Annotated in this window: 12 protein-coding genes; 3 read left to right on the top strand and 9 right to left on the bottom strand. The window is 69.5% G+C overall.

The genetic code is table 11. The features are described 5' to 3' along the window. Window positions 1-268: 268 nt before the first annotated feature. The 3 genes from F9C12_RS33095 to F9C12_RS33085 form a co-directional block, all read right to left on the bottom strand. The gene (locus tag F9C12_RS33095; protein ID WP_409462984.1) at window positions 269-1,177 is read right to left on the bottom strand and encodes a ribonuclease Z; all 909 of its coding nucleotides are present in this window, start codon (window positions 1,175-1,177) and stop codon (window positions 269-271) included. Window positions 1,178-1,287: 110 nt separating this feature from the next. Next, a complete protein-coding gene (locus tag F9C12_RS33090; protein WP_409462983.1) occupies window positions 1,288-2,253 on the bottom strand; it encodes an NAD-dependent epimerase/dehydratase family protein in 966 nt (321 codons plus the stop codon). Further along, on the bottom strand, window positions 2,250-3,218 hold the full coding sequence (locus tag F9C12_RS33085) for a ScbA/BarX family gamma-butyrolactone biosynthesis protein (RefSeq protein ID WP_409185670.1): 969 nt from the start codon (window positions 3,216-3,218) through the stop codon (window positions 2,250-2,252). Before F9C12_RS33085 ends, F9C12_RS33090 begins: the two co-directional genes overlap by 4 nt. A gap of 183 nt (window positions 3,219-3,401) precedes the next feature. Here F9C12_RS33085 and F9C12_RS33080 point away from each other — a divergent pair, with 183 nt between their 5' ends. Continuing rightward, window positions 3,402-4,022, top strand: coding sequence for a ScbR family autoregulator-binding transcription factor (locus F9C12_RS33080; RefSeq protein ID WP_409185669.1), 621 nt, complete (start codon window positions 3,402-3,404; stop codon window positions 4,020-4,022). 322 nt (window positions 4,023-4,344) lie between these two features. Here F9C12_RS33080 and F9C12_RS33075 read toward each other — a convergent pair whose 3' ends face one another. Next, window positions 4,345-4,962, bottom strand: a complete 618-nt coding sequence (locus F9C12_RS33075) for a ScbR family autoregulator-binding transcription factor (RefSeq protein ID WP_409462982.1) — start codon at window positions 4,960-4,962, stop codon at window positions 4,345-4,347. 275 nt (window positions 4,963-5,237) lie between these two features. Here F9C12_RS33075 and F9C12_RS33070 point away from each other — a divergent pair, with 275 nt between their 5' ends. Continuing rightward, window positions 5,238-6,005, top strand: coding sequence for a BTAD domain-containing putative transcriptional regulator (locus F9C12_RS33070; protein WP_409462981.1), 768 nt, complete (start codon window positions 5,238-5,240; stop codon window positions 6,003-6,005). Between the two features lie 245 nt (window positions 6,006-6,250). On the opposite strand, the gene F9C12_RS33065 is transcribed toward F9C12_RS33070, so the two are convergent. The 5 genes from F9C12_RS33065 to F9C12_RS33045 form a co-directional block, all read right to left on the bottom strand. Next, window positions 6,251-6,823, bottom strand: a complete 573-nt coding sequence (locus F9C12_RS33065; protein WP_409462980.1) for a hypothetical protein — start codon at window positions 6,821-6,823, stop codon at window positions 6,251-6,253. A 78-nt stretch (window positions 6,824-6,901) separates the two neighbouring features. After that, entirely contained in the window at window positions 6,902-7,771 is an 870-nt protein-coding gene (locus tag F9C12_RS33060; protein WP_409462979.1) for a nucleotide disphospho-sugar-binding domain-containing protein, read from the bottom strand. Window positions 7,772-7,871: 100 nt separating this feature from the next. After that, window positions 7,872-10,427: an ABC transporter permease gene (locus F9C12_RS33055; RefSeq protein ID WP_409462978.1), complete on the bottom strand. Its 2,556-nt coding sequence runs from the start codon at window positions 10,425-10,427 to the stop codon at window positions 7,872-7,874. Further along, entirely contained in the window at window positions 10,424-11,164 is a 741-nt protein-coding gene (locus tag F9C12_RS33050) for an ABC transporter ATP-binding protein (RefSeq protein ID WP_409462977.1), read from the bottom strand. The genes F9C12_RS33055 and F9C12_RS33050 overlap by 4 nt, the downstream gene beginning before the upstream one ends. A 26-nt stretch (window positions 11,165-11,190) precedes the next feature. Further along, the gene (locus F9C12_RS33045) at window positions 11,191-11,421 is read right to left on the bottom strand and encodes a hypothetical protein (protein ID WP_409185662.1); all 231 of its coding nucleotides are present in this window, start codon (window positions 11,419-11,421) and stop codon (window positions 11,191-11,193) included. Window positions 11,422-11,833: 412 nt separating this feature from the next. Here F9C12_RS33045 and F9C12_RS33040 point away from each other — a divergent pair, with 412 nt between their 5' ends. Next, window positions 11,834-12,463, top strand: coding sequence for a ScbR family autoregulator-binding transcription factor (locus F9C12_RS33040; protein WP_409462976.1), 630 nt, complete (start codon window positions 11,834-11,836; stop codon window positions 12,461-12,463). The last annotated feature ends 64 nt before the right edge of the window (window positions 12,464-12,527 follow it).

The raw sequence follows: 12,527 nt of genomic DNA, 5'->3' as shown, positions 1-12,527 counted from the left end.
GTCGCCCCTTTCGGGCGGCTTCACCACTGCTACGAACGTCGGTGACCCGATCCGACAGCGCGGCCGAAAAATTTCTGGGGAGTCGTCATCCTCGTGCATTCAGCCAGGTCACGACGGCGCGGCCGGTGAAGAACGGCTTCGAGGTCCGGTGAGATCTCAACCTCGTGCAGCCCGGACAGCAGCGGACCGAACGCGACTGGATCGCCGACGCCTTCCGGCAGCCCCTCGCTGTCGATCCCCGAAACCGCAACATCCCGGGCGCCGCTCCTCACCGGCGCGGAGGCAGCGGCACCACGTCCAGGTCGCGGGCCACGTGGATCTCCCCGTCGAACACCTTCGCCGCCTCGTCGCGGAACCTGTCCGCCTCCTCGTACGGATAACGCTGCGAGAAGTGCGTCAGCAGCAGTTCCCGGGCACCCGACTCGGCGGCTAGCCGACCGGCGTCGGTGCTGGTCAGGTGGCCGTAGCGGTAGGCCAGGTCGGCGTCGTCGGCGCGGAAGGTCGATTCGGCGATCAGCAGGTCCGCCTCGCGCGCGCAGGCGAACGCGCCCGCGCACAGGCGGGTGTCCATTACGAACGCGACCACCTGGCCCCGGCGCGGAACGCTCACTTCCTCCAGCCGGACCACCCCGTGCGGGGTCTCCAATACGCCCTCGGCCTGGAGTTTTCGGATAGCGGGGCCTTGGACGCCCGCGGCGGCGAGTGCGTCCGGCAGCATTCGGATTCCGTCCGGTTCGGCGTAGCGGTAGCCGTAGCAGTCGATGCGGTGTTCCAGCGGGTATGCCGACAGCGCGCCGCCCAGCGGGCCCGGTGCGGAGATCGGCAGCGGGACCAGCTCGGCGCGTTCGTGGAACGACGTCGAGTGCCGCAGCCGGTCGAAGTACTCCTGACCGGACGCCGGGTAGTGGCAGCGCACCGGATGCGCGACGGCGTCCAGGGAAAGCCGCTGGATGATGCCGGCGAGGCCGAGGCTGTGGTCGCCGTGGAAATGGGTCACGCACAGGTGCGTGAGTTCGCTCGCCGTCGCGCCGGCGTACATCATCTGCCGCTGAGTGCCCTCGCCCGGATCGAAGAGGACGCCGTCGGTGTCGAAGCGCAGCAGGTAGCCGTTGTGGTTGCGGTGCCGGGTCGGCGTCTGGCTCGCCGAACCCAGCACGACCAGCTCGCGTCGGGACATGACGATCATCTTCGCGCCGCGCCCGCCGCTCTCGCCACCGAAATGAACTCCGCGGAGAGAGCGGCGATCGCCGGATGAATTCGTGCGGTCACTTTACGTGAATTCGATCTTCAGTCCATATCGGAAATCGCCAGCGTTTCCCGATACCAGTTCCGGGATTGGGCCAACCGGACGCGCAGGCCCGGTCCCGGGGACACTCCGGTGACCTTCCAGACCTTGTCGCTGGCATACCAGTGGTCCCGGGTGAGCAGCGACCATTGGTGCTCGCTGAGCCACGGCGTGCGCGCCCGGTGTTCGTCCAGTGGCAGGTCCGCACAAGGAACCGGCAGGTCGAGCAGGCCGCAGACGGCTTCGAGCAGCTCGCGCATCCGCACCGGTTCCGGATCGGCCACGTGGAACACCTCGCCGGGTTCGCCCAGCGCCGGGTCCAGCGCGAAAGCACTGAGCACGGCGGCGAGATCCCACGAGGACACCACTGATGTCCGCGCCGTGCCGCCGTCGGCCCACGCCGGCACCGCCCGCAACCATTTCGCCAGCGCCGGGACCACGTGCCGGTCGCCGTCGCCGTACACCAGATGCGGCCGCAGGACGATCCCGCCCGCGGCGCGGACCTGCTGCTCCCCGGCCAGCCTGGTGCGGCTGGTGGCCGAAGCGGGCCCGAGGTCGAGCGTGTCCTCGGGCGCGCCTCGGTGCTCGCCGTCGCGGTAGACCGCGCAGGTGCTGAGGTGCACGATGCGGCGCGTGCCCGCGCGGTGCGCCTCCGCGAGAAGCCGGGCCGTGCCGCGCTCGTTGACCTCGGCGCATTCCTCTTCGGTGCCGCCGATCCGGGACGCGGCGTGCACGAGCGTCGTGACGCCCGTGCACGCCCCGGCCAGTCCGGCGGCGTCGGTGAGGTCGCCTCGGTGGATCCGCGCGCCGGATCGCGTGATCCACTCCGGCACCGCACCGCGCGCCAGCACCCGCACGGCGGCGCCGCGGGCGAGCAACGCCCGCAGCACCTCCGAGCCGATGAACCCGGTCGCTCCGGTGACGAGGATTTCCCCCGCCGGGCTGTCCGCTCCCAGGCCGGCAGTCACGACCTGCGCATCGCCAGGATTCCGGTGGCGGCGGCGCGGCCCTTCTGCTCCAGGACCACCCGCACCACGCGGCATCCGTCCGGGTCGGCTTCGAGTTCCTCCGCCACCAGCAGGCATTCGGAGTCGAACTCGACGTAGGCGGAGAACTCGAAATCCGAACGCAACGGCAGCGCGTGCGGATCGCCGAGCGTCAGCAGCGCCGCCTGCCGCGCGCCCTCGAGCAGCACCATGCCCGGAACGTGGTCCACCGAGTGGTCGAACAGCGCCGGGTGGTCCGGGTCGAACTGCAGCGACCAGACGCCCGGGGCCGCGGTGTCCGCCACCAGCACGTCCTCCGGGCGGTCCCGGCCGACGAGCACCGGTTCCACCGTGGGCAGCGCGCGGGCCTGGAACGGCGTCGCCGCGAAGTGGTCGCCGCGCAGCCGGCGGTAGACCGCCGGGGACACGCAACGCCAGGTCTCCGAAGCGGTGCCGACCAGTTCGTCGTCGCGGAAGCAGCCGAACTCCGTCCGCATGCCGACGAGATTCTTGCCGCGGAACACCGGGTCGTGCGTGCTCGCCCGCAGCACCACGTCGATCGGCCGACCTGCGGTGACCAGCCCTTCGGGGGTGATAGAGCTGGTCTTGCCGTCGGAGATGAACGCGTTGCCGAGCGAAACGCCGTAGGCGCGGTGCGCGATCAGCAGCGACGCCTGGCGGGTGGTTTCCGCGTACAGCAAGGGGTCGTGCGACCCCGGGGTGCGCGGGCCGAAGAAGCCGTGCCGGCGCGGCCACTGCGCGCCGACTTCGAACTGGCCCTCGCCCACGATGTTGAGATCGGTGACGAAAACCTCCGAGACGGCCGCGCGGTGCACGAGATTGCGCGGGATCGTCTGCTGGAAGTCGACCGGGCGTCCGCCCGGCGAACTTTCGCCATCGGTGATGAAGGTGCTTTTGACAGACTCCTCTAACAATGTACCGACCATGTCGGTCCTCCCAGAAAAAAAGAACTTCCCCAGTACCCCCACTACATTTTTAGCGGAAACGGGCAGACAAAACCATACCTACCTACCGGTTTTTTTCTCTGGCTCCGGGGGCCGGGAGGGAGGTAGACTGCCGTGCCACCGCGGCCGGTCCGGGCCCGCGGCTTCCCGAAAGGAGTGTGCGCAGTGGCTCGCCAGGAACGCGCGGAGCAGACCCGCAAGGCCATCCTCGACGCGGCCGCGTCCAGGTTCGACGCGGTCGGCTTTCTCGGCGCGAGCCTGTCGGACATCCTCGCCGAGGCGGGAGTGACGAAGGGCGCGCTGTACTTCCACTTCAAGTCGAAGGAAGAGCTGGCGGACGCGTTGATCCGCGACCAGTTCAGCGTGTGGGACCCGCTGGCCGACATCGAGAACCCGGGGCTGCAGACCGCCATCGACCTCACCCAGAACATGGGGCACAGCCTGCGCACCGACGTGCGCGTGCGCGCCGGCATCCGGCTGGTCATCGAGCAGGGCTCGTTCGTCACCCCGGCCGCGAACGCCTACAAGCAGTGGATCGACACCGTGCACGGCCTGCTGCTCGCCGCGAAAGCCGCCGGCGACGTGCGGAAAGACGTCAACGCGCACGATCTGGCGCAGTACGTGGTCGCGTCGTTCACCGGGAGCCAGCTCAGCTCGCAGGTGCTGACCGGGCGGACGGACCTGCACGAGCGGATCACGTTCATGTGGCAGACGATCCTGAACGCGGTGGTCCCGCCGAGGCGGCTGCACAAGTTCGATCCGGCGGGGACTCCTCCCGCGGAGTGAGATCGGGGTCGGTTGGGGAACCGGGTGGTCGGTTTGCTTTGGGTGGGTTGCGGAGTTGGGGCGGGGGTTCCGGGTTCGTGGGGTCGCGGCCGGTCGGTCCGCTTGGCCTCGCCGGTTTGCGACGCGGGGATTCTCGACTCCCGGCAGCGCTGCTGCTCAGGTGGCCGTCGTCCCGGCATTGGGCGAAAGCCGGTCCTGAAGCACCCGCCACAGCCGAACGGCCGGTTCGCTTGAGCGGAGCCCCGATTGCGAAGGCTCCAGGCCCGCGGGCCGGTCGGCCCCACCGGTCGCGGTGAATTCCTCAACCCGGCAGCGCCGCCGGTCAGGTGCCCGTTGCCTCGGCGGCGGGCGAATCCGCTGGTTGCGAGGCCTCGATCACCCGCCACAGTTCGGAAAGTGTGCTCGCCAGGTCGGTGTCAGCCGGGATTGTGCCGCTCGCTGCGGCTGATTCCAGGCCTACACAGGTCACCACGACCAGCAGCGCCGCCATGTCCGGACGGACGTGCGGGCTCAACTCCCCCTCGCTGTGCGCCGCGGCGATGTGGGCGCGTACCTGGCCCAGCCATGCGCGGACGAACACTACGAACCGCGGGTCGTTCGAGCCCATTTCGCGGGCCAGCCGGAAGCTTGCGCCGACCTTGGCGTCCTCGGCCAGCCAGCCCATCAGTGCCCGGCTCAAGTCGGCCAGTCTGCGCAGGTGCGGGCGGCGTCCGCGCGCTCGTGCGACATGCCGGTGCAGGACCGCGACGGCCGCCGACTGCACCTCGTCGCAGACCTCGTCCTTCGACGAGAAGTGGAAGTACAATCCGCCCTTGGTCACGCCCGCCTCGCGGGCGATGTCCACCATGCTCGTGGCCGCGTAGCCGTCGCGGTGCAACAGCGCCGCCGCGGCGTCCAGCAGCAGGTGCCTGGTCAGCTCCGCGCGGGCCTGTTTAGCCACCGTCTTCCCCATCGTCTCGCGCCGGGAACGGCACGGCGTGCGCTCCGGCCGCCTCATCATGACATACCGACCGCCCGGTTTACCAGCATTCCGGGGTCCCCACCTGGGATACGGCAGGTCGGTGAAGATCGAAACAAACCAACCTACCGGTTTTACCTTGAAAACCGACCTCCCGGTTTGCTATGGTCCCATGGTGGACCCGGCTCGGACCGGCAGGCAGCGGCGCTGGGGGCGCCGCCGGGCGGGTCCGGCGCGAGAGACACCGGAGGGCAGTCATGCTGAACTACGAAATCCTCGGACAGATCAGAGTGAGCGGCCAGCCCGGCGTCTGCGCCCCGCGGGCCCGCAAGATCGAGACCCTGCTGGCCGTGCTGCTGGCGAAGAACAACCAGGTCGTGACCGCCGAGCACCTGATCGGCGAGATCTGGGGCGAGCATCCGCCGGCGCGGGCCAGCGCGGCACTGTATGTGTACGTGTCGCAGCTGCGGAAACTGCTGCGCGGCACGAGCAAGGATGCGGAAGAGAGCCCGGTGGTCACCAGTCCGCGGGGGTATTCGCTGCATGTCGGGATCGATGAGCTTGACGCTGACCGGTTCACCCGGCTTTACGAGCAGGGGCGGGCCCTGCATTGGGACCGTTGCTACGGGCAGGCCGCGAAGGTGCTGCGGGAGGCTACGGGCCTGTGGCGGGGGGCGGCTTTCGGCGGGTTCACCGACTCGCCGGATGTGCAGGCTTATGCCACGTTGCTGGAGGAGAGCCGGCTCGGGTGTCTCGAGTTGCTGATGGAGACCGAGCTGTTGATCGGGCGGCATCGGGAAGTCGTCGGGCAGCTGTCCGCGCTGGCCAAGGAGCATACGCTCCGGGAGACGTTCACCGAGTATTTGATGACTGCGCTGGCTCGGTCGAATCGGCGGGCGGAGGCGTTGGAGACGTTCGCTTCGGCGCGGCAGAATTTGGTGCGGCAGCTGGGGATCGAGCCGGGGAGTTCGTTGCGGAAGCTGCATCACAGCATTCTTGTCGGGGAGATGTCGGACGTCGGGTGAGGGTTTGCGGTGGGGGTCGGCCCGGTCTTCCTTTTTGGGGGCCGGGTCGGGGTTTGTTCGGCTCGTCGCCTGGCGGCGACATTGCGGCCGGGGGTGCCCCACCACCCCGAAGTTTTATTGTGCTGACGGTTCGGGGTTGGGGGGCGGTGTGGGTGGCTCGATCCTGGGTGCAGCGGTGCGGTTGTGAAAGTCGTGAGGGGAACCCTGAGGGAACTGATTCCCTCAGGGTTCCCCTCACGGCACCCCTAGCTGCGGTAGACCGAGACTACGAAACCGCCGCAGGTTACTGGTTCTCCGTACCAGCCGCCCCATCTGCTGTCCAATGCCAGGCCTGCCAGTTCTGCCATCAGGTCCAGTTCCGCGGGCCATACGTAGCGGAGCGGCAGTGCGGTGTCGGCCAGGTGCACGATTTGCCGGACGTCGTCTACCGTGCGTACGCGGGCGTCTGCGGTCCAGCACGCCGGGTCCGGGTGCCGACCCTGGACTACCAGGGCGCCGCCGGGGCGTAACAGGCGGCTGTAGCGGCCGATCGCGCGCAGCTGGTCTCGTTGGTCCGGCAGGCGGGACAGCACGTCCGCGCCCAGGTATCCGGCGTCGAAGCGCGGGCCTGGTTCCAGGTGGACCTCGTAGCCTTCGCCGGCCAATGCGTCCGCTACTGGGCCGCCGCCGGGGACCAGGACTCGGCCGGTGCCTCGGGAGCGGGATACGCGGTCGGTTACTTCCGAGAGGAACGCGACCGCGCCCGCGGGGTCCTCCGCCAGCGGGGCCAGCCACGCGGCCACGGGATCGACCGGCTTTTCCATCACCCGGGTCGGCATTGCGCCACCTCACTTCACGCAGTGGTCCTCGCTACTCCACCGAGAGTGCCCGAGCGGTCTAAAGCCGACCTAGCGGGGTCAGGGGTTCCTAGCGAGGGTGGCGACGACCTCCCGCGGCGCTGGCAAAGCGGCCACCTCCGCGCGCAACGCCTCCGCACCGGCGCGGAGTGTTTCGTTCGCCAGCTGGGAGATCCCTTCCACCGAACCCGAGAGCCCGGCGCCGGCGGCGGTGACGCGAGTGCCGAAGGCGGACTCGGTCAGCGACAGTTGCGGCAATCCGTACGCCACCGCGGCTAGCGCCAAGGACTCGTCGCCGTCGTGGACTACCGCTACGCAGGTCGGAAGCACGGCGGCCGGAGGGGCGGCGGCGAGGCGCACCGTTTGCGGCACGGCGAGCCCGGCGGGCACCCCTGCGGCACAGACGAACTCCACAGTGGACAGTGTGCTGAAGACTGGTTCGTACCAAGATGGATCGTTCAGCGACAAAAGGATGCGCGGGCGGCATGCCTTGCGGCGCAGCCAACTCGGCACCTCGGCCGGGCCGAAGTACGGTATGTGCCGGAGCGGCTGTCCGGGAGAGTCCCGCAATGAAGGCGGCACGACATCGAGCGTGTGGTCGGCAGCGGTGTCCGGCTTGTCGAGAGGTCCCAGCACGCGCACCGCTTTCGCCTCCACCGCGCGGGCGGCGGTGATTCCAGCCCGCGCGTTCGACACGACCACCGCGGGACGCCACAGGCGCGCGAACTCGATCAGCGCGGTGGATTCGGTCAGTTCCACGTCGCCGTCCTCCAGTTCGACCGCGACGCAGCCGGTGCGGAGGACGTTCTTGACGAAACCGGAGCGTCCGGCGATTTTCACGTCGTGTCCGGCGGTCCGCAATGCCCAGGCCAGCGGCACCAGGGCGTGCAGGCGGGCCGTCGAGGACGGGGCGGCCAGGAGTACGCGCATGGGATCACTCCAGATACGGCGGAAACCGGGCCGGCCCGGTGCGGACAGTCCCGGCGAGACTATCCACTCCGGACCGGCCCGGCGTACTCCGGGAAAACCGTTACTGGCCGGGCATTTTCACCGCTTCGATGGCATTGCGGCGCATCGCCAGCCGGGCCGAGAGCGCGGTCGCCGGCCACACGATCAGGAAGATCGCGACCACCACGGCGAGAAACACCCAGACCGGTCCGGACGGGATGATCTCGCCGGTGGTCAGCGCCATCGGGAGCACGGTGAAGAGCGAGATCACGATGCCGAGCACGAGTCCGGTCACCGCCACGATCCCACCTTCCACGAACAGCATCCGCCGCACCTGCCCGCGGTCCGCGCCGGCGAGCCGTTGCGCGCCGAACTCGCGACGGCGGGCCAGCACGGCCACCGAGAGCGTGTTCACCGCGGCGATCGCGGCATACGCGATGGCGAGCACGGCCAGCAGGTAGTTGATCAACGCCTCGACGTCGGCACTCGCCTGGAAGCTCGCGGCGAGCGTGCTGTCGTCGCCGACCCTGGCCCCGGGCCAGTTCTTCGCCCGGTCGGACAGCGCCGACATGATCGCGCTGGCGTCGCCGCCCCGCACGAGCACCTGCGACGCCAGTCCGCTGGTGGTGTGCGCGGCCAGAAGTTCCGCGGGCAGCACCATGCTCGCGTAGCTGGACGGGCTGTCCAGCAGCGCGACCACGGTCACCGGGACCTGCGCTCCGTCGCCGAGCCGCATCTTGAGCTGCGAACCGACCTTGACCTCGAGTTTCTCGGCCACCGAAACGGGCAGCGCCACGGAATTCCCGCGCAACGCGGTGAGCGAGCCTTCGGTGACCTCGGTGGTGAGCACCGTGCCGCCTTGGTCCTGCGCGGCGACGCCCAGCAGCCGCAACGGGTCGCTTCCGTTGCCGTCGTAGGGTTCTTCGACCCAGCCGGAGCTGGTGACGAGCGGCGACGAGGTCGAAACCCCTGGCGTGCTGCGGATCTGCGCGAGCTGGTCCGGCGAGAACCCGCCCGCGGCCGAGGTGACCACCACGTCCGCCCGCAACTGCCCGGCGTACGCGCTGACCTGTGCTTTCTGCGCGGTGGTCTCGGAATACACGTTGCCGAGCGCGACCGCGCTGGCGAGCGTGATCGGCGTGAGCACCGCGGCGAACGCGACCGCCCGCGCCCGGGTGTTGATGACCGCGAGCGTGGCGTCGCGGCCGGCGACCCGGCGCACGAACGGACCGAACCGGTCCACCACCCAGGCGATGATCTCCGGGCCGAGCAGCGCGACGGCGATCGCGCCGGTCAGCAATGCCGGACCGCCGATCGCGGCCGCGCTGTCGGCGGGCATGAAAACCGTGGTCGCGGCGAGCAGCACGGTCGCCGCACCGCAGATCAGCGCGCCCATCCGGCGCACCGCGTTGACCTTGACGTCCGGGATCGCCGCTTCGGCCAGCGCCTGAACGGGCCGGGCGCGCGCGGCGGCCAGCGCGGCGAACCACGCGGCGCCGAAGGTGATGGCGAACGTGACGACGATTCCCGCCGCGAACGCGATGATGTCCTGGGTGAAGGCGAGTTCGTCCGGCACGATGCCGAGCGAGCCGCTGGTGCTGAAAATCCAGTTCCCGAGCAGGCTGCCGAGGAACGCCCCGCACACCGCGGCGAGCGCGCCGACCGCCATCGTCTCCATGACGACCATGCGGTGCACCTGTTTCGGCGTCGCCCCGGTCGCCCGCAGCAGCGCGAGTTCCTGCTGCCGCTGCCGGACGGTGAGGCTGATCGTCGCGGAAACCACCAGCGCCATCACGACCAGCACCATGCCGCCGAACACCGCGGCGAGCAGGATCAGCGGCAGCTGGCTTCCGTTCACGCCAAGGAATTCGGCCGAACCGCGGTCGTCGCCGGTCAGCACGGTGAGCGCCGGAACCTGCGCCGAGATCTTGCCCGCCAGCTCCGTCGCGTCGACTCCGTCGGCCGGGAACACGCCGACGAGCCCGACAGTGCCCGGATGCGGGTTGAACCGCTGTGCGTCCGCGACGGAGAAGAAGAACGCGGGCGACTTCACGGTCTGCGCGGGCTGCGCGACACCGGAAACCTGGAACGACTGCCGCTGTCCGTTCACCGCCAAGTCGACCGCCGAACCCGCGTGCACGCCGGCCGCGGAGGCGGTGGCCGCGTCGAGGACGACCTGGCCCGGCGTGTTCGGGGCCGTGCCCTCGGTGAGCTTGTATCCGCCCAGCGAAGCCGAATCCCAGCCGTGTCCGGAAAGGACCGCCGCACCGGACTCGGCCGGCGCGCCGTCGCGCAGCAGGACGGTCGCGAACGAGACGTCCGGCACTGCCTGCCCGACGCCCTGCACCGCGGAGATCTTCGCGACCTGGTCCTCCGGCAGCAGTGCCCGCTCGGCGTACGGAACGACCTGGGATTCCTCGTCCGGCAGCTTGAACCCGGCGGATCCGCCGACCACGAGCGGAGCCGCGGACAGCCGCTGCGGTGCCGCCTTCAGCACAATCGCCGTCTCGAACAGCCCGGCACACGCGATCAGCAGACCGCAGCCGATGAAGATCGCGACGAACGACGCGAGCGACGCCGCCGCGCGGTACCGGAGGCTCGACAGCGCGAGCGCGAGCACCACTCGCCGCGAATTCACCGCTGCCTCCTCGCTTGCTCGCCGAGGTGCGCCAGAGTGCTCGCCACCGCGTCGACGCTGGGCGAGGCCATCTGCGTGACGATCCGGCCGTCGACCAGGAACAGCACGTTGTCCGCGTGGGACGCCGCGACCGGGTCGTGGGTGACCATCACGATGGTCTGGCCCGCGTTGACCAGCTCGCGCATCAGACCGAGCACCTCCAGCGCCGTGGTGGTGTCGAGCGCGCCGGTGGGCTCGTCGGCGAACACCACGGCCGGACGGGCGGCGATCGCGCGGGCGATCGCGACACGCTGCTGCTGCCCGCCGGACAGTTCGCCGGGCCGGTGCTTCACGCGCTTGGCCAGCCCGACGCGCGCGATCACCTGGTCCACCCACGCCTTGTCCGGCGCGCGGCCGGCCAGCAGCGTGGGCAGCGTGACGTTCTGCTCCACGTTCAGCGCCGGCATCAGGTTGAACGACTGGAAAATGAACGCGACGTGCTCGCGGCGCAGTTCGGTGAGCTGCGTTTCGTTCTTGCCCTTGAGGTCGGTCCCGACGAGGGAGACCGTGCCCGAGGTCGGCGTGTCCAGCCCGGCCGCGCAGTGCAGCAGCGTGCTCTTGCCGGAACCGGACGGACCCATCACCGCGGTGAAAGTGCCTGCCGGGAAGGCAACGGAAACGCCGGCGAGCGCTTCGACGGCGCTCTCGCCGCGGCCGTAGGTCTTGCGCACCGCGTCCAGCCGGACGGGCGTTGCCACGGAAGCAGTAGTGGTGGGCACGTCGTTCACTCCGATCCGTTGCCGGAACCGCGGCGGTCGAGCGACCACCACACCCCGAGCACGATGACGCCTCCGCCCAGCGTCCACAGCCAGAAGGGCCATTTGAACGACAGGCTGATGAGGCACATCAGCAGCCAGATCACGAACTGGACGCCGAGGACGGCGGCCCAGGCGATCGTGACGACGAGGCGAGCGGATCCGCTCTTCGAGCGGGTCTTCCCGGTGCTCTCCGACATGAGGCCCCCCAATACGGCTTCGGCGGAGTCGGACTTAATTGTGTAAGGCTTGAACAGTTTAGCGGACCGCTGAAGATCAGGGAACCCCAGCCCTGCGTACGGGGATATTCGGAAGATGCTGCCGGGGCGGACGTGCCGAGCCGATCAGTGTAAGACTTGCACAGTTTAGCGAAGGACCTGCCGAGGCGGAAGATGCCGATCGAATCCCGGATTCCGGCCGTCCATTGTGGACACCGCAGGCCGCGCGGCACTGGTCCCCGCCGTCGTCCCAGCCCCACCGTACCCCTAGAATCATACCAACCGAGCGGTTTTTAGTGGCTTTCCCGGCCGCCGGGCCGTAGACTGATTCTCTGCGCGGAGTACTGCCGACTGGTCCGCAGGGGACCGATCCGCCCAAGCGAGAGGGGCCGCCGTGGCTCGCCAAGAGCGTGCGGAGCAAACGCGGAACGCGATCCTCGAGGCGGCCGCCTCACGGTTCGACGCCGTCGGCTTCCTCGGCGCGAGCCTGTCGGAGATACTGGCCGAAGCGGGCGTCACGAAGGGTGCTCTGTACTTCCACTTCAAGTCGAAGGAAGACCTGGCCGACGCGCTGATCGACGAGCAGTTCACGGTATGGGACCCGCTCGCGGCGACCGAAAGCCCGGGACTGCAGACGGTCATCGACCTGACCCAGGGGATGGCGGCGAGCCTGCAGTCCGACGTGCGGGTCCGGGCGAGCATCCGGCTGGTCGTCGAGCAGGGTTCGTTCATCGCGCCGGCGGGCACCGCGTACAAGCGGTGGATCGACACGATCCACGGCTGCCTGCTCGCCGCGAAGGCGGCGGGCGACCTGCGCAAGGAAGTCAACGCATACGACCTCGCGGTGTACGTGCAGGCGTCGTTCACCGGAATCCAGCTGAGTTCCCAGGTGCTGACGGGCCGCGCGGACCTGCTCGAGCGCACGACGTTCATGTGGAACACGATCTTGAGTTCGGTGGTCCCGCCGCGGCGGGCGCACCGGTTCGCTCCGGAAGGGACGGCGCGGGCGACCGCCGCGGTCTGAGCTTTCGGGAAGGGCGGCTCGGCCGTGGTGCCCAGCAACGCGGCCCAGGCGATCAGCAGCAAGA

This window comes from Amycolatopsis sp. GA6-003, assembly GCF_046267895.1.
In the GTDB taxonomy this organism is placed as follows: domain Bacteria; phylum Actinomycetota; class Actinomycetes; order Mycobacteriales; family Pseudonocardiaceae; genus Amycolatopsis.
Note: the sequence above shows the minus strand (reverse complement) of the source record. Positions and strands in the feature narration are given on the sequence as shown.

Excerpts from the sequence above, each read along its gene's own strand:
- F9C12_RS33085 (WP_409185670.1), bottom strand. The coding sequence starts at position 3,218 with ATGGTCGGTACATTGTTAGAGGAGTCTGTCAAAAGCACCTTCATCACC.
- F9C12_RS33065 (WP_409462980.1), bottom strand. The coding sequence starts at position 6,823 with ATGCCGACCCGGGTGATGGAAAAGCCGGTCGATCCCGTGGCCGCGTGG.
- F9C12_RS33045 (WP_409185662.1), bottom strand. The coding sequence starts at position 11,421 with ATGTCGGAGAGCACCGGGAAGACCCGCTCGAAGAGCGGATCCGCTCGC.
- F9C12_RS33060 (WP_409462979.1), bottom strand. The coding sequence starts at position 7,771 with ATGCGCGTACTCCTGGCCGCCCCGTCCTCGACGGCCCGCCTGCACGCC.
- F9C12_RS33070 (WP_409462981.1), top strand. The coding sequence starts at position 5,238 with ATGCTGAACTACGAAATCCTCGGACAGATCAGAGTGAGCGGCCAGCCC.
- F9C12_RS33095 (WP_409462984.1), bottom strand. The coding sequence starts at position 1,177 with ATGTCCCGACGCGAGCTGGTCGTGCTGGGTTCGGCGAGCCAGACGCCG.